At 66.8% G+C, this 20,332-nt stretch carries 9 protein-coding genes; 4 read left to right on the top strand and 5 right to left on the bottom strand.

The genetic code is table 11. The annotated features are described in order from the left end of the window. Nucleotides 1-27: 27 nt before the first annotated feature. The gene (locus tag JW958_01330) at nucleotides 28-2,046 is read left to right on the top strand and encodes a chloride channel protein (protein MBN1824875.1); all 2,019 of its coding nucleotides are present in this window, start codon (nucleotides 28-30) and stop codon (nucleotides 2,044-2,046) included. Nucleotides 2,047-2,053: 7 nt separating this feature from the next. Here the strand turns inward: JW958_01330 and JW958_01335 are convergent, their stop codons facing one another. The 5 genes from JW958_01335 to JW958_01355 form a co-directional block, all read right to left on the bottom strand. Then, on the bottom strand, nucleotides 2,054-3,364 hold the full coding sequence (locus tag JW958_01335) for a response regulator (protein ID MBN1824876.1): 1,311 nt from the start codon (nucleotides 3,362-3,364) through the stop codon (nucleotides 2,054-2,056). Then, on the bottom strand, nucleotides 3,361-4,551 hold the full coding sequence (locus JW958_01340) for a response regulator (GenBank protein MBN1824877.1): 1,191 nt from the start codon (nucleotides 4,549-4,551) through the stop codon (nucleotides 3,361-3,363). The genes JW958_01335 and JW958_01340 overlap by 4 nt, the downstream gene beginning before the upstream one ends. Beyond that, a complete protein-coding gene (locus JW958_01345) occupies nucleotides 4,526-10,813 on the bottom strand; it encodes a PAS domain S-box protein (GenBank protein MBN1824878.1) in 6,288 nt (2,095 codons plus the stop codon). Before JW958_01345 ends, JW958_01340 begins: the two co-directional genes overlap by 26 nt. A gap of 621 nt (nucleotides 10,814-11,434) precedes the next feature. Further along, on the bottom strand, nucleotides 11,435-12,832 hold the full coding sequence (hydA, locus tag JW958_01350; protein MBN1824879.1) for a dihydropyrimidinase: 1,398 nt from the start codon (nucleotides 12,830-12,832) through the stop codon (nucleotides 11,435-11,437). 162 nt (nucleotides 12,833-12,994) lie between these two features. Beyond that, nucleotides 12,995-17,665: a S8 family serine peptidase gene (locus JW958_01355; protein ID MBN1824880.1), complete on the bottom strand. Its 4,671-nt coding sequence runs from the start codon at nucleotides 17,663-17,665 to the stop codon at nucleotides 12,995-12,997. A gap of 336 nt (nucleotides 17,666-18,001) precedes the next feature. Here JW958_01355 and JW958_01360 point away from each other — a divergent pair, with 336 nt between their 5' ends. From JW958_01360 to JW958_01370, 3 genes are read left to right on the top strand one after another with little or no spacing between them, the layout of a single operon-like run. Beyond that, nucleotides 18,002-18,805, top strand: coding sequence for a TPM domain-containing protein (locus JW958_01360; protein MBN1824881.1), 804 nt, complete (start codon nucleotides 18,002-18,004; stop codon nucleotides 18,803-18,805). Between the two features lie 36 nt (nucleotides 18,806-18,841). Then, nucleotides 18,842-19,594 (top strand): nucleotidyltransferase domain-containing protein, encoded by a 753-nt coding sequence (locus JW958_01365; protein ID MBN1824882.1) that lies wholly within the window; start codon nucleotides 18,842-18,844, stop codon nucleotides 19,592-19,594. A 17-nt stretch (nucleotides 19,595-19,611) separates the two neighbouring features. Next, nucleotides 19,612-20,187, top strand: a complete 576-nt coding sequence (locus JW958_01370; protein MBN1824883.1) for a LemA family protein — start codon at nucleotides 19,612-19,614, stop codon at nucleotides 20,185-20,187. Nucleotides 20,188-20,332: the final 145 nt, after the last annotated feature.

Genomic DNA, 20,332 nt, shown 5'->3' on the forward strand with positions numbered 1-20,332 from the left:
TCCGGCCCGCGACGCTCCGGGGAACGCATGATCGGTAAACTGCACGACCGCCTGCGACAGACCGAACACGTCTACATGGTCCTGGTGGCGCTCGCCATCGGCCTGTTGGGCGGCCTCTTTTCCGTCGCTTTTCGTCGTTTCATCCATTTCGTGCAGGTGTTCGCCTGGCGAAACGACACTTTTCTTCTGGATCATGTTCGGAGTCTCCCGGCGTGGTGGAAGATCGGCGTGCCCGCGGCGGGCGGCCTGTTGGTGGGGCTCATCATTCACTTCTTCGCACGCGAGGCCAAGGGGCACGGCGTGCCGGAGGTGATGGAGGCGGTGGCGCTCCGGGGCGGGCGCATCCGCCCGCGGGTGGTGATCGCCAAGATGATCGCCTCCGGTATCTGTATCGCCTCCGGCGGATCCGTCGGCCGCGAGGGGCCGATCGTGCAGATCGGTTCGAGCCTCGGCTCGGCGATCGGCCAGTGGCTCCGGATGGGGGAGAGGCGCCTCCGCACGCTGGTCGGCTGCGGCGCCGCCGCGGGGATCGCCGGAACATTCAACGCGCCGGTGGCGGGCGCCCTCTTCGCGGTGGAGGTGATCCTCGGCGATTTCGGCGTCTCCCAGTTCTCGCCGATCGTCATCTCCAGCGTCGCCGCCACGGTGGTGAGCCGCCGCTTCCTCGGCGACTTCCCCGCCTTCGAGGTTCCCCATTACGCGCTGGTCAACCCGGCGGAGTTGTTCGCCTACGCCCTCCTTGGCGTCATCGCCGGACTGACGGCGCTCGCCTTCGTCCGCGTTCTCTACGGCGCCGAGGATCTCTTCGACGCCGTCCCCATCCCCGGACCGGCCAAGACGGTCCTGGGCGGCGCCATGATCGGCGTCATCGCCCTGAAGTTTCCCGAGATCTACGGCGTCGGTTATGAGGCGATCGGGGAGGCCCTCAAGGGGGGGATGGTGTGGCACCTGCTCCTGGCGCTGGCGGTGATCAAAATCCTGGCCGTCTCGACCACCATCGGCTCGGGCGGATCGGGCGGGATCTTCGCCCCCTCGCTCTTCGTCGGGGCGATGACCGGAGGGGCGGTCGGCGCCGGGGTGCACTCGATCTGGCCGGAGACCACAGCGGGGCCGGGGGCTTACGCGCTGGTCGGCATGGGGGCCGTGGTCGCCGCCGCCACCCACGCGCCGATCACGGCGATCGTGATCATCTTCGAGATGACGAACGACTACAAGATCATCCTTCCTCTGATGATCACCTGCATCATCGCCACGCTGCTGGCGATGCAGATCCAGAAGGCGAGCATTTACACCATGAAGCTGCTCCGCCGGGGCGTGGACATCCGGGAGGGGCAGACGGTCAACGTGCTCCGGAACGTGCGGGTCCGGGACGTGATGCGGACGGAGTTCACCGCCGTCCAGCCCCAGGACCGGCTTTTGTCGATCGTCTCCCGGTTCATCGAGAAGCCGGGCGGATCGGTTTTCGTCGTCGACCCGGAGAACCGTCTTCTCGGCGTGATCACCATCAACGACATCCGTCCGATCCTGAACGAACTCGATTCGATGGACTCGCTCCTGATCGCCCAGGACATGATGCAGGAGTCGGGGTTCCTCGCCGTCTTCCCCGAAGACGCACTGGACGGCGTGATGACCCGTTTCGGCCACTACCGTTTCGAGGCGCCGGTGCTGGAGGGCGATCGGGTGATCGGTTCGGTCTGGCCGGAGGACGTGATTCGCCGCTACGAGGCGGAACTGTTCAAGAGGGACATGGCGTCGAGCATGAGCGTGGCCGTCGGAAGCGGGGCGGAGGCGAGGGCGATTCCGGGCGCGGGGGGCATGAGCATGACCGAAATCCCGGCCCCGGCGAGCTTCCTGGGGCGCACCATGGCGGACATCGCCATCCGGAAGCGATACGATGTGACCATTCTGCTGATCAAGCGAAAGGGGGAGGAGGGCGATTCCGTGATGGATCAGCTCCCGAACGCCGCCTACGTTTTTCGCGAAGGGGACGTGATGCTCGTGATGGGTCGGGAGGAGTGCCTCCGCCGCCTGGAGCTCGCCCCCTGATCGCCGATCAAGCGGATTCCGTCGCAGCCTTCTCCACGGAATCGTTGAAGCGCGCCTCCACGTCCCGGAACCGTCCCACCGCGCTCAGAGTCGCCTCCACCACCCGCGGATCGAACTGCGCCTCCGTCTCGGCCCGGAGGATCGCGATCGTTTCCTCCTCGCTGCGGGCCGGTTTGTAGGGGCGCACGGAGCGGATCGCGTCCCAGCTGTCCGCCAGCGCCACGATGCGGGCGGAAAGGGGAATCGATTCACCGCGCAGGCCGTCCGGATAACCCGTCCCGTCCCATCGTTCGTGGTGGGACCGGGTGACCGCCGCGGCGATTCGCAGAATCGGAATCCCCGAGCGGTCGGCGCGCCGGAACCGGTTCGCGTCGTGCTGCCCGGAGATACGATCGAAGGCGAGGGGGTCTCGTAGGAGCAGATCCGCGCCGATCGACGAATGGCGGCGCATCACGATCGCCTCCCGTGCGGTGAGCGGACCCGGTTTGTTCAGGATCGCGTCCGGAATCCCGATCTTGCCGATGTCGTGGAGAGGCGCGGCGAGAAAGATCGCCTCGGCGAAGTCCCGATCCTCGCCCAGTTCCTCCGCCAGGATCCTGCTGTAGCAACCGACGCGGATCACGTGGTTCCCCGTCTCGCGATCCCGGAACTCCGCCGCCTTGGCGAGCCGGAGGATGATCTCGAGACGGGACTCCTCCAGCTCCCGCGTCCTTTCCCGAACCTTCTCGTCCAGCAGGCGGTTCCTCTCCTTCAGCTCGTCCTGGGCTTCCTTCAGGCGAATCACGCTGCGGAGGCGCGCGATCAGGTCCTCCCTTTCGATCGGTTTGTTCAGGAGGTCCGTGGCTCCCAGGTCGAGGGCGCGCCGCTTGAGGTCCCTCTCGGCTCGCCCGGTGAGAATGACCACCGGCGTGTCCCGGGTCGCTTCGCGATCCCGGAGGGCGCGGAGAAGGTCCAACCCATTCATGCCAGGCATGTTGATATCCGTAACGATCGCGTCGAAGGGGATCCGGTCGGTCCGGTTCATCGCCTCCGCCGCGCTCTCGGCGCATACGATCTCCCATGCGTGGCGTTCCGATCGCAGGGTACGATTCAATCCATCGAGAAAATAGCGGTCGTCGTCCACGAAGAGAATCCGGTTCATTCGTCGGTGCGGGTCCATCGTAGTTCGTCCTCTCTCTTCGCGCTCGGCGCCGGAGACCGGGCCGGCGGATGCCGCCCCGCCGGGGCGGAAATGGATCAGGCAGGGAAAGCGGAGGAAGGGTCCTTCCGCGGAATCGCGATCGGGGAAAAGACCGGCGGCGAAACCGGGTTCGCTCACGGCGTCTCCTTTCCGGCGACCGTCTCCACGCGGCTCTCCGATTCGTCCGGCGTGGGGTGAACCCAGATCGGTTCGCGGACGCCGGTGGGACCCCGGAAATTGCGGATGCGGGCGAGGGTGCCCGCAGTGATCTCCTGTCCCTTGACGACCAGAAGACGACCGGAACGGGTCACCACGTTTTCCGCGAGGATCATGCCGAGGCAGAGTTCGGCGGCGGCGATCGCGCGGGTCTCCGGTTGCGGGGGTTGGTCGCGCTTCACCTCGGCGAAGGCGCGTAGGAGTTCGGGGTCATAGAAGCCGCGCCGGATCGACATGGTGTCGATCGCCTCTTCCGCCGTGAGTCCCGTTTCGATGAGCGAGTCGTAGTCGTTGACGATCTTGAGGAGCCTCGCGCCGATCGGGATCGACTCGCCGGCGGTGCGGTCCTCGGGGATGCCGCCGCCGTCGAATCGTTTTTCCTGATAGGCCAGGATGCGCTGGACCGGCTCCAACCGCGGGATGCTGTCCAACAGCTCTTCCGCGATGGCGGGGAGCCGTCTCACCATCTTGCGCTCCTCCGGGCCGAGGGGGCGGTGATGGTAGAGCTTCTCCACCGTGGACTGCGGGAGCGTGATCCAGCCGAGAGGGGAGAGGAGGGCGGCGATCCTCGCGGCCCAGGCATCCTCGCGGCCGAGCCGTCCGGCGAAATCCTCCACATGGCGCCGGAGCCGCGTCGCCCGGCCGTACGCTTCGGGGTGAACCATCGCGAGCATGTCCGTGAGCATCTTGATGCTTCCCATCAGCGTTTCCTCAAGCAGCACGCGCTCGGAGGTGACCAGCCGGTACTGGCGAACACCCGCTTCCACCGCGTCCAGAATCTCCCGGCGCGAAGAGGGTTTGCAGAGAAAACGGAAGATGCGACCCCGGTTGATCGCCGTGATCGTGGCGTCCAGGTCCGCTTGGCCCGTGAGGAGAATACGCACCGTGTCCGGCCAGGCCTGCCTCACTTGGTCCAGGAACTCCAGGCCGTCCATGCCGGGCATGCGGAGGTCGGAAATCACCACGGCGAAGGGGCCTTTTCGCCGGAGCGTCTCGAGGGCCTCCGCGCCCCCGCCCGCGGCGTGAGGCTCGTAGTTGGTCCGCAGGTTCCGATGAAGTCCTTCCACGACTTTTTTTTCGTCGTCAACGCAGAGTATGCGTTCCTTCATTGCCGCCCTCCTGAGGAACGTGTGGATCCTCGATAGGCAACCGGATCGTGAAGGTGGTTCCCCGACCCTCTTCCGTCTCGAAGGAGATGCTTCCCGCGAGCTTGTCCACCACGACGGAGTGGGCGATGGCGAGCCCCTGGCCGGAGCCCCGGCCGACCTCTTTCGTCGTGAAGAAGGGATCGAAGACGCGATGGTGATTCTCCGCGGGGATGCCGGCGCCGTCGTCCGAAACTCGGACGACCGCCCAGTCCCCGTCACGACGGCTGGCGATGTGAATGGTGCCCGCAACCGGCGATTTCTTGCCGTAGCGCTCCTCGATGGCGTGCACGGCGTTGACCACCAGGTTCAGCATGACCTGAGTGAACTCGCTGGGCAGGCAGGGAACCGGAGGGAGGTCCCCGTCGAGATCGGTCGAAACCCGCGCCGCGTATTTGTACTCGTGGCGGGAGAAGGTGAGCGTGTTCCGGACGATCCGGTTCAGGTCGGTGAGAGTTTTATCCTTGGGGCGCTGGCCGGAGAACTCCCGCATCGCTTGCACGATGGAAACCACGTGCTCGATTCCTTCCAGCGTCTGTTCGGTCGCCCGTGGGATCTCCCGAGAGACGTAATCCAGATCCACGCGTTCCAAGGCCTCCCGGAAGTGACGGAACTCTTCGGCGCCTGCGCATTCGATGTCGCAGGTCTCCAGGAGGCGGCGTCCCCGTTTCGCCAGGTCGATCAGATCGTTCAGGCTGTCCGCGAGGAAGTGGGTGTTGTCCCCCACGTATTGGATGGGCGTGTTGATTTCGTGAGCGATCCCGGAGGCGAGCTGGCCGATCGCCTCGAGTTTCTGCGCCTGCAACAGCTGGTTCTGCAGGAGTTTCCGCTCCGTGGTGTCCTCGAACACGGCCACCCAAACCCGCCCGTAGCCCGGATGGTCGAAGGTGGAGACGCCGACCCGGCACCAGAAACCGCTTCCGTCCTTCCGCCTGTTCCGCACCTCGCCGTTCCAGCTTTTTCCGTCTCCCAGGCGCAGGATCACGTCGGTGGCGCTCCGCTCGCCGCTTCGTTCCTCCGGAGGGAGATCGAGAACGCCGGCGTGGCATTGGATGAGTTCGCCCGGGTCGTAGCCGCACATCCCCTCGAAGGCGGGGTTGGCGTAGGCGATCCGTCCGTCCACGGAGCGGATCAGGCAGACCCCTTCGCGCATGTTCTCCACGATCTGGCTCTGCAACCGCAGAGAATCCTGGGCGCGTTTGTGCTCGGTGATGTCCTGGGAGATGCCGAGCAGGTACTCCGGCTCCCCCCTTTCGTCCAGAAGGGGGATCTTCTTGGTGTGCAGCACACGGAGTCCCCGGTCCCGGGTCTGCAGGGTCTCCTCGGGGATCTCCACCATTCTTTTTCCTTTCAGGACCTCCCGGTCGTTGGCGGTGGAGAACACCGCGTCCTGAATCGGATAGAGTTCGTAGATGGAGCGGCCGAGCAGTTCGTCTCGGGGACGGCCGAGGAGCTTTTCGCCGGCGCGGTTCAATCGTACGAAAGAGAGGTCCTTCGCGCTTTTTACATAAAGCATGTTGGGCAGGTTTTCGATGATGGAATCGAGGAATGCATGGGCGCGGCGACGCTCCTCCTCCGCGTCGCGGTAGTCGGTCATGTCCGTGTTGATTCCGGCCCACATCTCGACGCGCCCTTGCTCGTCCAACACCGGTGTGCCGATATAGGAGAGGATCCGGTAAGCGCCCTCCCGCGAGAGGAAACGCGCCTCGCCGCCGAACTCCCGCCCTTTCTTGCATGACCCCTCCCACTGGGCGAGCACGCGGAACAGGTCGTCCGGATGGAGCGACTCGGCCCAACGGCTGCCGAGAGATTGCTCGGGTTCCCTCCCGGTGATCTCCTTCCAAGCGGGATTGATGTAGGTGATGCCGCCGTCCCGATCGGCGAGCCAAATCACGTGCGGAACCGACTCGATCAGGGTTCGATAGAGGCGCTCCTTTTCGGCGAGACTCCGCTCAGCTCGTACGCGTTCGATGGTGCCGCCGAGCCTTTTGGCGACGGCGTTGATCAGGTTCTGCTTTTCCCGGATCGACACGCCGCCGCTGTTTTCGACCGGATCTTCGAGGTATCGAATATCCACGGTTCCGACCGGGGCGCCCTGCGCGCGGATGACGCCGGTGAGCGCCCAGTCCGTCTCCCTATAGTTGTCCGTGCCGTATTCCTCGTCCCGGTAACAGATTCGCGCGCAGGTCTTCTCCGGGTTTTGCAGCGCCGAGGGGATCCAGTCCACGACGTCGCGGAACATCTCCTCCAGGGGAGTGTCCGGTTGGTCGGTGATATTGGAGATCCCGTAGAGACAGTTCAGCTCCTTCACCCGCTCCTCGATGTCTCGGAGCAGCCGGGTCCTTTCGTTCTCCGCGCGGTGCCGCGCCGTCACGTCCCGCGCGATCGCCAAGACCTGCGCCTTCCCCTGGATCGTGACGGGATAGGCGCGGGTCTCGATCACCAGCGCCGTCCCGTCGCGCCGCTTCATGCTCTGCTCCCGCGTGGGACGGCGGAGCGGGTGGATCCTGGCCCGGGGACCGGCGCCGGTCAGATGCTCACGCGAGAGCATCTTCAGGTCGACCAGGTTCCGGCCGGCCAGCTCCTCCTTGCCGTAGCCGGTCAGTTCCTCGGTGGCCCGGTTCGCGTCGAGGAAGGTTCCCTCCGGATCGGTCAGGAAACACGCGTCCGGCGCGCGCTCGAAGAGAATCCGGAGGCGCTCTTCCGAATCCTGTAGCTCCATCTCTCTCTGCTTGCGCAGGGTGATGTCCCGGCCGACGGCGACGATGGTCCGGATCCGGCCCTCCTCGTCCGGGACCGCCTTGTGCGCCCAGGCGAGCCATCGCGGTCCGTCGGCGGTGAACTCCCGACGCTCCTGATGGGCCAGGTGAGGCGGGCGAAGCAGCATCTCCATCAGCTCCAGCGTGGCTTTCTGCTCCGGCCCGTGCCCGAGGGGGAGAAACTTCTTCCCCGACAGGTGCTCCTCGGTTTTACCGAAGAGTTCGCAGTAGGAGGGGCTGGCGAAGAGGATCCGCCCCTCCAGATCGATCTCGACCAAAAGATCGGTCTGGTTCTCCACGAGTAGGCGGTATTTCCTCTCGCTCTCCCCGAGCGCCCGCTCCCACTCCTTCCGCTCGGTGATGTCCAGGGCGGTGAAGGTGACCCCCTTGGTGAAATCCGAGGCGTCGATCGGCGTGGAACTGAGGAGGACGTCGATGACCCGGCCGTCTTTCCGCATCCAGCGCGTCTCCAACGTCCCGGTCCCCCGCTCGCGGATCTGCCCGTATTTCTCCCGGCCGGCCCAGTCGAACTCCTCCTCGGAAACGTAGACCATGCGGGCGCTCTGCCCGATCAGCTCCTCCTCGCCGTAGCCGAGCATCTCGCATAGCCGCTTGTTCACCTCGCGGAAGACCCGGTTCGAAACGACGCCGATTCCGGTCGGCGCCGCCCGGAAGATGCTCTCCAGATAGGCCCGCTTGTGCCGGAGGGCCTCCTCGGTGGTCCGCCGGTCGGTGATGTCCTGAACGGCGCCGCGGATGAGCTTCACCTTTCCGGTTTCCTCGTCCTCGATCGGGCGGCCGTAGTGCCGGAGCCAGTGGATGTTCCCCCGCTTGTCCCGGATCCGGAACTCGTCGATGGCGATCCGCCCCCGGAGAAGCGTTTGGAAGGCCCGGCGCACGTCTTTCCGGTCTTCTTCGACGACGAAATTCCGCCAGTCCTCCAGGGACGCGATCTCCCCGAAGCGGTATCCGGTGATCCGCTCGATCGCCCCGGTGACCCATTCCGGCACGAGCCGTCCGTCCGGCTCCATCCGGAGTTGATAGGTCAGATCGGAGGTGAGTTCCGATACGGTCCGGTACCGGTTCTCGCTGTCCAGAAGCGCCTGCTCCGCTTTTTTCTGCGCGGTGATGTTCCGCGCGAAAAGGGCGACCCGGCAAACGGCCCCCTCCGCGTTGAAGACGGGGTAAATATTGGTGTCGAAAACCATCCCCGCCCGCTTGTTCTCGAAACGGACCGGCCGGGCGTCGCGGATCGTTTCGGCCATTTTCTCCCGGCGGGCGTGCGCCAGATGGGGCGGGTTGAAATCAAAGAAATTTCGCCCCGTCATTTCCTTCGGGGACCGGCCGAAGCGCTCGGCGGCGATCGCGTTCACCGCGAGGATCTTCCCCTCCAGGTCGAGGAGAAAAGCGGAGTCGGTCGGCGCGTTCAATAACGCCCGGACGACTTCCTCGCTGTCTCGGATTCTTTCCTCGGCGCGAAGGCGGGCGAGGGCGGTCCCCAGCTCGCGGCCGATCGCCTCCAGGGTTTCCGTTTCCTGCCGCGTGAAGGCGTGTCTCACCGTGGAGGCGATGTGGATGGACCCGACGATTCGGTCCCCGTCCAGGGCGGGAACGGCGGCGAAGCAGCTGAAGAAGGGTTCCATGGATAGCTCGAGCCGGGCTTCCGGCGCGATGGGGGAGACGATCGAGCGGCCTTCCCGGAACAGCTCCCGGAAGGGGCCCTCTTTCGCGGAGAGACGGAGCACGGCGTCGCGGAAGGGATCGGGCAGGCCGTCGTGGCGCACCATCACCGCTTCATCCGCTCCCTCCTCGAGCATGTAGACGCCGCCGCCGTCGAAGTTCATCAGCTCCATGGTCGCCCGGAGCACTTCGCGGAGGAGGCTCTCCGGATCCGGCGCGCGGTTCGCGATCTTGACGATCCGGTTCAGGATCTCCAAACGCCTCGCGTATTCCTTGAGAGCCGCTTCGGCCCGCGTTTTCTCGGTGATGTCCATGAAGACGGAGATGGTGCCGCCGTACCGGTTCCCCTCCTCGATCACCGGCGATGAAGTAATCCGGACGTCCACCGGAGAGCCGTCCTTTCGGAGGAGGACGGTGTCGAAGGTTCCGCCGATTCCATTCCGTCTCTTCTGATAGCGGGAGGCGACGTCCTCACGATGCGACTCGTCCACCAGGTCCATGGCGTGCCGGCCGATCAGCTCTTCCCGCGCATAGCCGACAATTTCACAGAAGCGATCGTTCACGTAGCGGACGATGTTGTTCTCATCCTGATGGCCGAGCCCCTCGCCCATCATCTCCACGAGGCGCCGGTAGCGTTCCTCGCCGCCGCGTAACGCGTCTTCCGTTTGTATTCGCTCGGTGATGTCCCGGCTGAGGGCGCGATAGCCGAGGAGGCGGCCCGTTTCGTCATGGAAGGGGACGGCTCGCGTTTCGAGGACGATCTCGCCGCCCTCTTTTCTGAGGATCCTGGTTTCTACGGGACCGAAGGGCTCGCCCCCCTTCCTCTTCTTTCGGAAGAGAGAAGAGACGCATCCCGCTTCTCCTTCGGGCAGCAGTTCGATGATGGGGCGGCCCAGAATCTCTTTCGGCTCCCGTCCGAGCATGGTCCGGAAACGGGGGCTCGCATAGGTGAATCGCCCCTCCCGATCGACCTCCCAAATCAGGGCGTCGATCGATTCGACGAGCGACCGGTAGCGCTCCTCGCTCCGGCGCCGCGCATTCTCGGCGGCCTCCTGTTCGGTCAGGTCGAGGAAGACTCCGGCCAAGCGGAGAGGCAATCCCCGCTCGTCCCGCTCCACCACCTTGCCGCGCTCGTGGAGCCGGTGGTATCCGCCGCTTGCGTCCCGGCTCCTGTGTTCGATCTCGTAGACCGGGGCGCGGCCGCGGAAGTGTTCGCGGAGAGCATGTTTGGTGGGGCGCAGGTCGTCGGGGTGGAGGCGCTCGAAGAAAGAGCGGATGGTGGTTCGCCGTTCTTTCAGGCGGTGGGAGGATCCGTTTCGCCCGCGCCGATCGGTCACCACTTCCCCCGACCGGATGTTCCACTCCCAGATCCCCATGGAGGCTCCGTCGAGGGCGAGGGCGAGCCGCTTCTCCACGAGACCGAAGCCCCCCTCTCTATTTTCGTTCCCACGGGTGGAGGGAGGAGCGCAGTTTTCCGGCCCGAGGCGGCGGTGGGCGAGAAGAAGGAATCCTTCCTCGTGCCGGATCCATTCCCCCATAAGAGGCAGGAGGGCTCCGTCCCCGATCAGATCGATCGGAGAGGAGCCTCCCGCCGAGGTTTCCGTGGAGGGGTACCGGGGTGCGTGTGTCACGTCCGAGATGTGATTGCCGAGCACCCCGGCGAACCCCTCCGTCACGGAAGGGGAAATCCATCGCACGATCAGGTCGCGATCCGTCCAAAGAGCAAAAGGCGCGTAGCGGCCGATGACATCCAGCTCGGGAGCGACGATCCGGGCGCCGGGGGTCATCGTCCGCCCCCCTCTGTCGGAACACTCCCAAAGGATGCACCGGGCCGCGCGCCCGGACTCGCCGGCCGAAGGAGGGCGGATTCCGCCGGGGGCGCAGAGATCCGCGCGGCCGGGGCGTACGCCCCGGTCTGGGGTGAGAGATCGTGAAGGGGCATCTTCGTCCTGCCGGCTATCGGGCCGGCGCACGGCGTCTCGGACCCGTCAGACCGCGCACCAGGAAGGAGCTGCGCGGCCCTCGTCCCGATCCTCCAGGGACTGAATCAAACCGGTCGAGATTCAAGTAATCTCTTTCCGGTTACTACGATCTCGTTACGTTCAGCAAAGATAGTACGGTGATGCGTTCTTGTGTGATCACGCACCGGCGATCGGGGGGATACCGATACATCACAAACGCGCCGCCAGGGCGGCCCGCTGAAAGATTTCGGTTCTCGAGGTGTGTTTCGCAGAGATGCGAGAAAAATCTACCAGAACAGACCCGTTTGCGCAACTTGTTTTTTCGGAAATGAAAAACCAGCGGAAAGGATCGATGCATACAGGATTCGAAAAATGTTTATTTAAGTGCGAATAATGATTTCCCGATGAATCGACTCGCTCGATCACCCGCGTGTACGCCGGCCGGCGCTAACCTCCGTTTCTTCCCGCCTTCCCGCGTGAAAGAAAGAGCCCCCGCCCGTCACGGCCGACCACGCGGTAGTCGTCCACGATCACCTCGCCCCGGGAAAGGGTGGTGCGCGCGAAGCCGGCCAGTTCCCGGCCCTCGTAGGGGGACCAGTCCGCGCCCCCTTCCATCTCCTCCGGCCGGACGGCCCGGGTTTTCTCGGGATCGATGACGACGAGGTCCGCGTCGGCGCCGACGGCGATCGATCCCTTCCGCGGCGCGAGTCCCATGAGACGGGCCGGCGCGGCGCTGAGCACCTCGACCATCCTTTCCAGGCCGATCCGCCCGGTCCGCACGCCGTGGGTGTAGACGAGGGGGAGGAGCGTCTCCAGTCCGGGGAGGCCCATCGGGATTTTCATCCAGTCCCCTCCCCAAGCGTCTTTCTGCGCGCGGGTGAATGTGCAGGTGTCGGTGGAGATGACGGACACGACGCCTTCCCGGATCGCCGACCAGAGACGGTCTCCATCGGCGAGCGATCCCACTCGGGGGCAGGTGGCGTATCGATGCCCGTCGGGGCGGTCGAAAACCGATTCGTCCAGCACGAGGTACTGGGGACATGTCTCCGCGAAAAGGGGCGCGCCCTTCCTCCGAGCCTCCTCGATCGCCGCGGCCCCGCCGCCCGTGGAGAGGTGCACCACGTAAAGAGGCGCTCGGGTCCGGACGCAGAGATCCGCCGCCCGCCGGACCGCCTCGATCTCCGCTTCCGGTGGGCGGGTCAGGACGTGCATGCGCGCCCCTTCGGCGCGCATCCGCTCCGGAGAACGCAACCGTTCCGTCTCCCGGGCGATGACCTCCGGCGATTCGGCGTGGACCAGGAGCATGCCGCCCCGGTCACGGAGCGTGAGGAGGGTTTCCTCCATCGCCCGATGGTCCGAGCGGAGTCCCCGCTCCTCGTAGATCATGAACTCCTTGAAGGTGGGGAAGCCGCGGCGGATCAGATCGGAGATCTCGCCCTTCTGGCGGTCCCAATCGGTGATGCAGACATGAAGGGAAAAGTCGACGAGCGCCTTCCCCTCCGCGGCGCGGAGCCGATCCTTCACCGCTTCGTCCAGGCTCTGTCCCGATTCGGGGGTGGCGAAGTCGATCACGGTGGTCACGCCGCCGCGGGCGCCGGCGCGGGTGCCCGTGCGGAAATCGTCGGCGGAGAGGGCGCCGTTCACCGGCAGTTCGAGATGGACGTGCGCGTCGATCACGCCGGGGAGGACGAGCATGCCGTGCGCGTCGATGACCTTCGTCGTCCCGTCGACGGGGAGCCGGGGTTCGATCGCGGCGATCCGCTCTCCGACGATCCCGATCTCCGAATCGCGAGCGCCGCCGGGGAGAATCGCCCGCCCGCCCCGCAGAATGGTGTCGAACCGCATCGTTCCTCCCCGCGGCGCCGGGAAAGGGGACGTCCCTTCGGCCGCCCTCCGGTGCATTCCGTCCGGACCGCGGTTCCAGGCTGTCGCAGGCCGGCGTATCTGTCAAGGGACGCGTCGCGCTCCGAGGCGCGGGCTCGGCGGGGCAAGAAGGAGGGTCGCGGTTTAGCGGAGAAGCATGATCTTGCGGACCGCGCGGTGCGGCCCGGCGTCGATCCGCAGGAGGTAGACGCCGCTCCCGGCTTCCCGGCCCGATTCGTCCCGTCCATTCCAGAATGTTTGGTGGGCGCCGGCGCGGAAGAAGCGGTCCTCCAGCACGCGGACGAGCCGTCCGGCAACGGAGTAGACGGCGATTCGCGTTTGCGCGGAAGCGGGGAGATCGAAGCGGATCGTGGTGGAGGGGTTGAAGGGATTCGGGGCGTTCGCGTGAAGACGGAACGAGGCGGGAGGAGACTCGCCCGCCGGCACGGCGGTCCACTCGCCGCGGAGCGACACGGCCAGGGGATAGGCTTCCCCCCATGCTCCCTCGGCGTCGCGACCGCGGATCCAGATCGTGTCCGACGGCGGCGAGAGGAAGCCGCCGTCGAGCGTGTCGGTCACCGAGGCGGTGATCGAGCCCCAGCCTCCGCTCATCGCCGTCCCCGAGCCGGCCGGAGCGGGACCGAGGGACCACTCCGCCGCTTCGACCGCCGATCCCCCCCGCGTCGAGTCGGAGAGAATCGCGGTGAGGACCACCGCGCCCGGCGTCTCGACCGGGTTCGGTGTGGCCGCCGCGCTCCCGGCGAGCACGCGCGGCCCTCGGTCGTCGTTCCCCGGAATGGACACGGTGAGATCGACGGACGATTCGTCCCGTCCGGAAAGGGCGCCCCGGCCGTCGTCGTAGAGGGTGATCCGCACGCGGACCGTCGTTCCGTTCGGCACGCCCTCCAGGTCCCAGAGATAGGGAGAGGGCCCGGCGTCGTCGGTGATCCGGTTCCAGGAGGCGCCTCCGTCGCCGCTCCAATCCAGCCTTCTGTGTCCCACGCCCGCGCCGTAGACAGCTTCGCTCCACTCGATGGAGACGGGGGCCGCCGTGATCACGCCGCCGCTCTTGCAGGTGCCGAGCGTCACGTCCGGATGGTCGCGGGAGAGGAGCCAGCGGAGGGTGCGGTCCAGGATGCGGGCGCGGTGATAATCGTCGGAATAGACGGCGTTCAGGCGCGCCCACTCGAAGCAGTACGTGACCCCCCGGGAGGGGAGGCCGCCCCATACGGCGCTGTCCGCCTCTCCGGAGCCCGTGTTGTCCTTCCAGCGGACGCCGATCAACGACGGCCCGTAGTTATTGCTCCAGACCGAATCGATCGTTCCGGCGTAGGGGACGGAAAGCACCTCGTCGCCGGCGCCGCCGTTCCGGAAAGGAGAGTAGGAGACGCCGTAGATGTAGGAATCGCTGATCGGATCGCCGGCGACGCCCCAGTTGATGCTCCAATAGGAGGGTTCCCGGTCCCAGCGAACCTTCAGCGTGCCGCGGAGCCAGTCTTCGGTCTCCGGGCTCCAGAAGGAGGAAGCGCTGTCGCCGAAGGCCCAGGCGACATCGTGGGAGACGAGGGTCATCCGGCCGCCGCCGCCGAGGTAACGATCGATCGTTTCGCGCGCCGCCTCCGAGAAGGGCGGATACTGCTCCCAACCCGCCTGCCACCAGACCGCGGGGTAACTGCGGAGCCCGTGGGTGAGGTCCCCCACCGCGGGCACCGTGTTCCGGACGATCCGTGCGGACCAGCCGAACCGGGCGAAGGCGTCCCGGTAGGCGTCCAGGTCGTCGAAGGTGGGGTCGCCGATCACGAGGAGCACGTCGGCGCGCGGGCCGGTGGTCAGCCGGTACGGTTCACCGCCGCCTCCGTCCTCGGTGAGATTCCCCCGCTCGTCCGCCGACGCCACCCGGAACCAATAGGTCGTGTCGGGCAGCAGATCGGCGAGGGGGATCTCGTGCCGGGTGACCAGGTCGGCGCAAAGGATCGTGTCGGACGGGGCGTAGGGATCCAGACCGTAGAAGAGGCGCGAGTCCGACGCGCGGTCGCTCTCCCAGAGGAGGGTCGCCTCGCCGTCTCCCGTCTCGGGGACCGATACGGAGAGGATCACGGGCCCGGTGAGCGAGATCGAAGCGCCCGCGACGCGCGCGCCGCCGACCGGATCGTCATAGGCGATGTGGACGGAGTCGCCGTGGCTCACCGAGAGGAGGCCGTCCCCCGCCGAGGTGAGCGCCGTCGTGGTGGGGAGGAATCCGCTCCAGACGCCTCCCGATCCGTTCAGGGTGAGGCTCTCCGGCTCCGCCTCCGTGTCCGACCAGAACGCCACGCGGACCGGGCCGGAAGCGTCGCCGTCCTCGAGGCGGACGGCGATCGTGTCCGCTCCCCCGTAGGAGGAACGGTCGAGGGCGAGCGTGCCGATGGAGTTGTCCAACGCGCCGGTCACCACCAACGCGTAGGGCTGGGGCCCGTAGGGGACCGAGTGCGCCGCGACCTCGATGGTCCAGACCCCCGCCGCCGGCGAGGCGACGCGGACGCACTCCTCCACGTTCAGCGAATCCCGGACGCCGCCGGTCGAGGAGGATCCGCCCGCGAAGACGTTCCCCAGGTAGGTGGAACCGCCGCCGCTCACGACGAGATCGAGGTCGTTCACCAGGTTGCGCGACGCCGCCGGCGTCGAAGGATAATCGGTCCAGACCAGCGCTACCCGGAGCGGTTCCGAGGAGGAGGAGAGGGTAATCTCGTAGGTGGCGGTTTCGCCGGTGAGAAGACCGGCCGCCTCGTCCATCACGGCGAGACGGCGGGTCTCGCCCGGAAAGGCGAGGGCGTCTTCGAGACAGAGCCGTCCCCAACCGATGTCGTTCGACGGGATGGCGAATCCGGAAACGTCGCTGCGTCCCGCGGCGATCAGCACCCCCTTGACCAGCGCGGCCGACGGCTCGATGGGAGGCGAAACGCCCGCCTCGCCGGTCGGGTAGCGTCCCTCGACGAAGTACTGTCTGATCAGAGCCGCCCCTCCCGCCACGGACGGGGCGGCCATGCTGGTCCCCTCCAGCGTTTGGTAGGCGTCGTCGCCGTCGCCGGCGGCGGAAGCGAGTCGCGCCGGGGCGCAGATCGTCGGTTTCAGCCGCCCGTCGTCCGTCGGCCCGCGGCTCGACGTCGTGTAGAGCTGGTCCGCCGACGATCCATTCTCGGTCCCGCCGGCGCTGACCACGTTCTTACTCGCCGCCGGGCTGCCGACGGAGTTCGCCACGGATCCGTTTCCGTTCGAAAAGACGAGGAGAAAATCTTTGTGCTCCCAAACAAACCGGTCGGTTTGCTCGCAGCGGTAGTCGTAGGCGCCGCCGCCGAGCACCCCCCAGGAGTTGGACATGATGCGCGGCGCGCCCGCGGCGTTGCCTTCGTAGACGGCGCCGAAGAGTCCGCCCAGGTCGGTCGGCGCGAAGATCTCGTTCGTGGCGCCGCCGCCGTCGACGAAGAGGATCTTCGCCGCCGGCGCGATGCCGTCCCGCGCGCTCCAGCCGAAGGCGCTGTCGTTTCCGGCGACGGTGCAGGCGGTGTGGCACCCGTGCCAAGAAGCCCCTTCATGGTCGCCGAACAGAATGAGGGAGGTGCTGTCCGCTTTCCAATAGCCGACCAGTTTGCGGTGGTCCGGATAGTCGCCCCAGTCGTCGATCGAACGGGTGCCGTCCCGGAACATATCGTGGGTGAGAAGTAAGCCGCTGTCGCAGAGGGAGAGGAGGATCCCGTTCCCCTTGAGGCCACGGCTCCAAAGGCTTCTCTGCCCGGAGAGATCGCTCTGCACGACCCACTGGCAGGCGTCGTTGAAGAGGCGGAAGACGCGATGCGGTTCGATCCAGCGCACGCCCTCGAGCGAGGCGACGGCGTCGATTGCGTCCGCTCCGGCGCGAAAGAGGACCGTCCCTTCCGCTTCGCCGAGCACCGAGCCGCCGCGGAGCGCCACCGCCTCGCGGACCGGCGCCGGGTCTTCTCCGGGGAAGAGGAGCGCCACCGTCTCGATCGTTTCCCCGGCTTTCGCCGCCGGGAAGGCGTGGTCCGGCCCTTTCAGGCGGCCGTCCCGGTAGGGGGCGATCCAGGCGACGCCGGGAAGATCGCGCAGCTCCTCCGCAGACCGTGCGCCGGCGCGGACCAGGAGAGCGTCGTCGGGGAGATAGCCGACCGGCTCGGCCCCGGTCCTCTCCAGGGCGCGGCGCCACGACTCGCGGATCGGCCCCTCGAAGCGGACCACGACGTAGCGGGAAAGGAGCGTGTCCTCCTTCGCCCGCGTCTCCGCCAGCTCCATCCCGTTCGCCAGTCGAACCGGACCCTCGCGCCGCCCCGGGTCGAACCGCCCTTTTCCCGCGGGACGGATCAGGCCGGCGGCGCGGTCCGCTTCCCCCGTCGGCATGTGGAGGGCGCGAACCGGCGCCGCCAGAAGCCCGTTCCCCACGCGAGCCGCCACGGTCCAATACCACGTCCCCCCACCATCGCCGCCGGGGAGATCGAGGCGGGAGAGGCGCGTCCAGTTGCGGGCGGTGGAGCGGTCCGTCCGCGCGGGGTCGGCGGAAACGGGGACCCGCAGAGGCGGATCGAAGGGCTCCCGTGAGAAGAAGAGCAGGTACTCCCGCGCGCCCGGAACGGGTCGCCACCGGAGAAGGGCGTCCCCCTCCTCGATCGCCGCGCCGGGCGCCGGTTCCTCGATCGCGGGGGCGCGAAGCGCATAGCCCTCTTCGGGCAACGCTCCGCCTGAGGGGAGTGGCGTCCCGACAAGGAGGACGAAGAGCGCCGCCAGGATGGAACCGATCGGACGGCGGAACGCAGAGCGGGGCACCGCTTTCTCCCGGCTCGCCACGATCCGGCGAGCGAAATCGAGTTGGTTCGGCTCGCTTCTCGAGATCCGATCCGATCGGGCGGACCGGGGAAGGCTGGTCGGGAACGAGTCCTACCAAGAGTCTCGGCACCGGTCAAGAAAAACTGGAGAGGTTCCCGTATTTTGTAATTCCTGGGACCCGCAAGGACAAAGGGACGCAAGGGCGGCGACCGTCGCGGGGATGCCCCGGCGCTCGATCTCCGGCCCGAGCCTCGTGGAGAACCGCTCCCCTGAACGCCGCCAAGCCGCTTCATCCATCCATTTTCTTTTTTCCCGCGAATCTGTTACAAAGAACGCATGAAAAGAAAGCGAGCCGTCAACCCGTGGATCCGAATGCTCCTGCTTCTCACGCTTCCGCTCCTCTCTTCCGGGGCGGCGGCCGCCGACCTTCCCCCTCCGGACGGTCTGATCAACGATTTCGCCGGTGTGCTTTCGCCCGATACGGAGAGGCGCGCCGAAGCGCTCAGCCGGGAACTGCTTGAAAAGACGGGCGTTACGGTGGCGGCGGCGATCGTGCCGGACATGGGCGGAGAGGAGGTCGAGCGCTACGCGGTCGATCTCTATCAGTCTTGGGGGATCGGCCGGAAGGGGGAGGACCGGGGGGCGCTCCTTCTGATCGCAGTCGGGGAGCGGAAGGTTCGCATCGAGACCGGTTACGGATTGGAAGGGATCCTGCCGGACGGACGGACCGGCGAGATCCTGGATCGCTACGTGGTTCCCGAACTCGGCCGGGATGATTGGGACGCGGGTGTTTTCGGCGGAGTCGCCGCCCTCGCCGCGGTGATCGCCGACGACGCGGGCGTGCAACTCGCCGGGCTCGCGTCGGGCGCCCCCGCGCCGGCCGGCCGGCCGGCGGGAAGTCGCGGCGGCGTGGGCGGCCTCATTCTCTTTCTGATCATCTTTTTCCTCATCGGCCGGGGACGGATCTCCCCCTGGCTGCTCCTTCTCCTCTTCTCCTCGGGCGGGCGGCGTCCCCCCGGAGGTTTCGGCGGCTTCGGCGGCGGCGGCTTCGGCGGTTTCGGCGGTGGAGGAGGGGGAGGAGGATTCTCCGGTTTCGGCGGTGGGATGAGCGGCGGCGGCGGCGCGTCCCGCGGATTTTAACGGGCCGCGCCCTCGGGCGCGGAGAGAGGGAAACGCATGACATCCGGCGGAACGAAAGGGCCGGAGGCGGCCTACGAGCCGTTTCTGCGGGATCTCCGCGGAGCGTTCGGCGACGGCCTTCTCTCGGCGGCCGTGTACGGGAGCGCGGCCCGGGGGGACTGGCGTCCCGGCGATTCGGACATCAACTTTCTCGTGATCCTCGATGATCGGGCGATTCTCGACTTGGAGAACGCCTTCGGTTTCGTGAAGGGATGGCAGAAGAGGGGAATCGCGATCCCGCTCTTCCTGACGGAGGAGTATATCCGCGGCGCGCTCGACGCCTACCCTCTCGAATTCCTGAATATGCAAAGCGCCTACAGGGTGCTGCTCGGCCCGGACCCTCTCGCGGCGCTCCGATTCGAGCGGCGCGCCGTCCGGTTGCAGTGCGAGAGAGAGGCGCGCGGCTACCTGCTTCACCTACGGCGCGGCTATCTCGCCGGCCGCGGTCGGGCGCGGGATCTACGGGCGCTGATCGTCGCGAGCCTCCCCGGCTACCATGCGCTTTTCCGCGGCCTTCTTTGGGTCGCCGAGGGGCGGCTCGAGGCGGAGGGAGGGGAGGCGGTCCGGCGCGCGGCGGCACTGTTCGGTCTCGACGCGGAACTCTTCGAGCGTCTCGAACGGGTCCGGCGGGGAGAGAAGGCGAAGGGCGAGGAACTGCTTCGCCTCGCCGACCGCTTTCTCGAGGAGGCGCGCAAGCTGGCGATCGCGGTCGATCGATGGGAATCGGATCTCTCCGGCGGGGGAGAATGAGGAAGAGGAGATAGGGTATGGGCAAAGCACGGACCGTTCTTCTCGTTGTTCTGGTCGTCGTTATTCTGGTGGCGATCGGCGTGTACGCGTCGGTCAAGAACACATACAACACGCTGGTCACGATGGACGAACGGGTGAAGGGGGATTGGGCGCAGGTGGAGAACCAGCTCCAGCGGCGCTACGACCTGATTCCCAACCTGGTGAACACGGTGAAGGGGTACGCCGACCAGGAGAAGGAGGTCTTCACCGCCGTTACCGAGGCGCGTTCGCGCGTCGGCGGCGCGGGCTCGGTGGGGGAGAAGATCGAGGCGAACAACGAACTCACCGGGGCGCTCTCGCGGCTCCTCCTCGTGGTGGAGAATTATCCGGAGCTGAAATCGAACCAGAACTTCCTCAGGCTTCAGGACGAGCTGGCCGGCACGGAGAACCGGATCGCCGTGGAGAGGCGCCGCTACAACGAAGCGGTGGTCGCCCTGAACACGAGGCTCCGCACCTTCCCGACCGTGTTGATCGCGGGGTTCTTCGGGTTCAAGCCGGCGGAGCTCTTCGAGGCGCCGGAGGAGGCTGCCAAGGCGCCGAAGGTGGAGTTCTAGGGGGAAGAAAGCGGGCTCCGGTGGGGGGAGAGGGACGGGCGGGTAATCCTTCTCGGAATCCGGGGCGCTTGGAATCGGTATCGATTCATTCTCTTCCCCCACCGGTCTCCCTTCGGGGCACGGTCCGGATGCTCTGCATCCTCCC

The organism is Candidatus Eisenbacteria bacterium, assembly GCA_016930695.1.
Classification (GTDB): domain Bacteria; phylum Orphanbacterota; class Orphanbacteria; order Orphanbacterales; family Orphanbacteraceae; genus JAFGGD01.

Coding starts and splice junctions, on each gene's coding strand:
- JW958_01330 (MBN1824875.1), top strand. CDS start 28: ATGATCGGTAAACTGCACGACCGCCTGCGACAGACCGAACACGTCTAC.
- JW958_01340 (MBN1824877.1), bottom strand. CDS start 4,551: ATGAAGGAACGCATACTCTGCGTTGACGACGAAAAAAAAGTCGTGGAA.
- JW958_01345 (MBN1824878.1), bottom strand. CDS start 10,813: ATGACCCCCGGCGCCCGGATCGTCGCTCCCGAGCTGGATGTCATCGGC.
- hydA (MBN1824879.1), bottom strand. CDS start 12,832: ATGCGGTTCGACACCATTCTGCGGGGCGGGCGGGCGATTCTCCCCGGC.
- JW958_01360 (MBN1824881.1), top strand. CDS start 18,002: ATGAAAAGAAAGCGAGCCGTCAACCCGTGGATCCGAATGCTCCTGCTT.
- JW958_01365 (MBN1824882.1), top strand. CDS start 18,842: ATGACATCCGGCGGAACGAAAGGGCCGGAGGCGGCCTACGAGCCGTTT.
- JW958_01370 (MBN1824883.1), top strand. CDS start 19,612: ATGGGCAAAGCACGGACCGTTCTTCTCGTTGTTCTGGTCGTCGTTATT.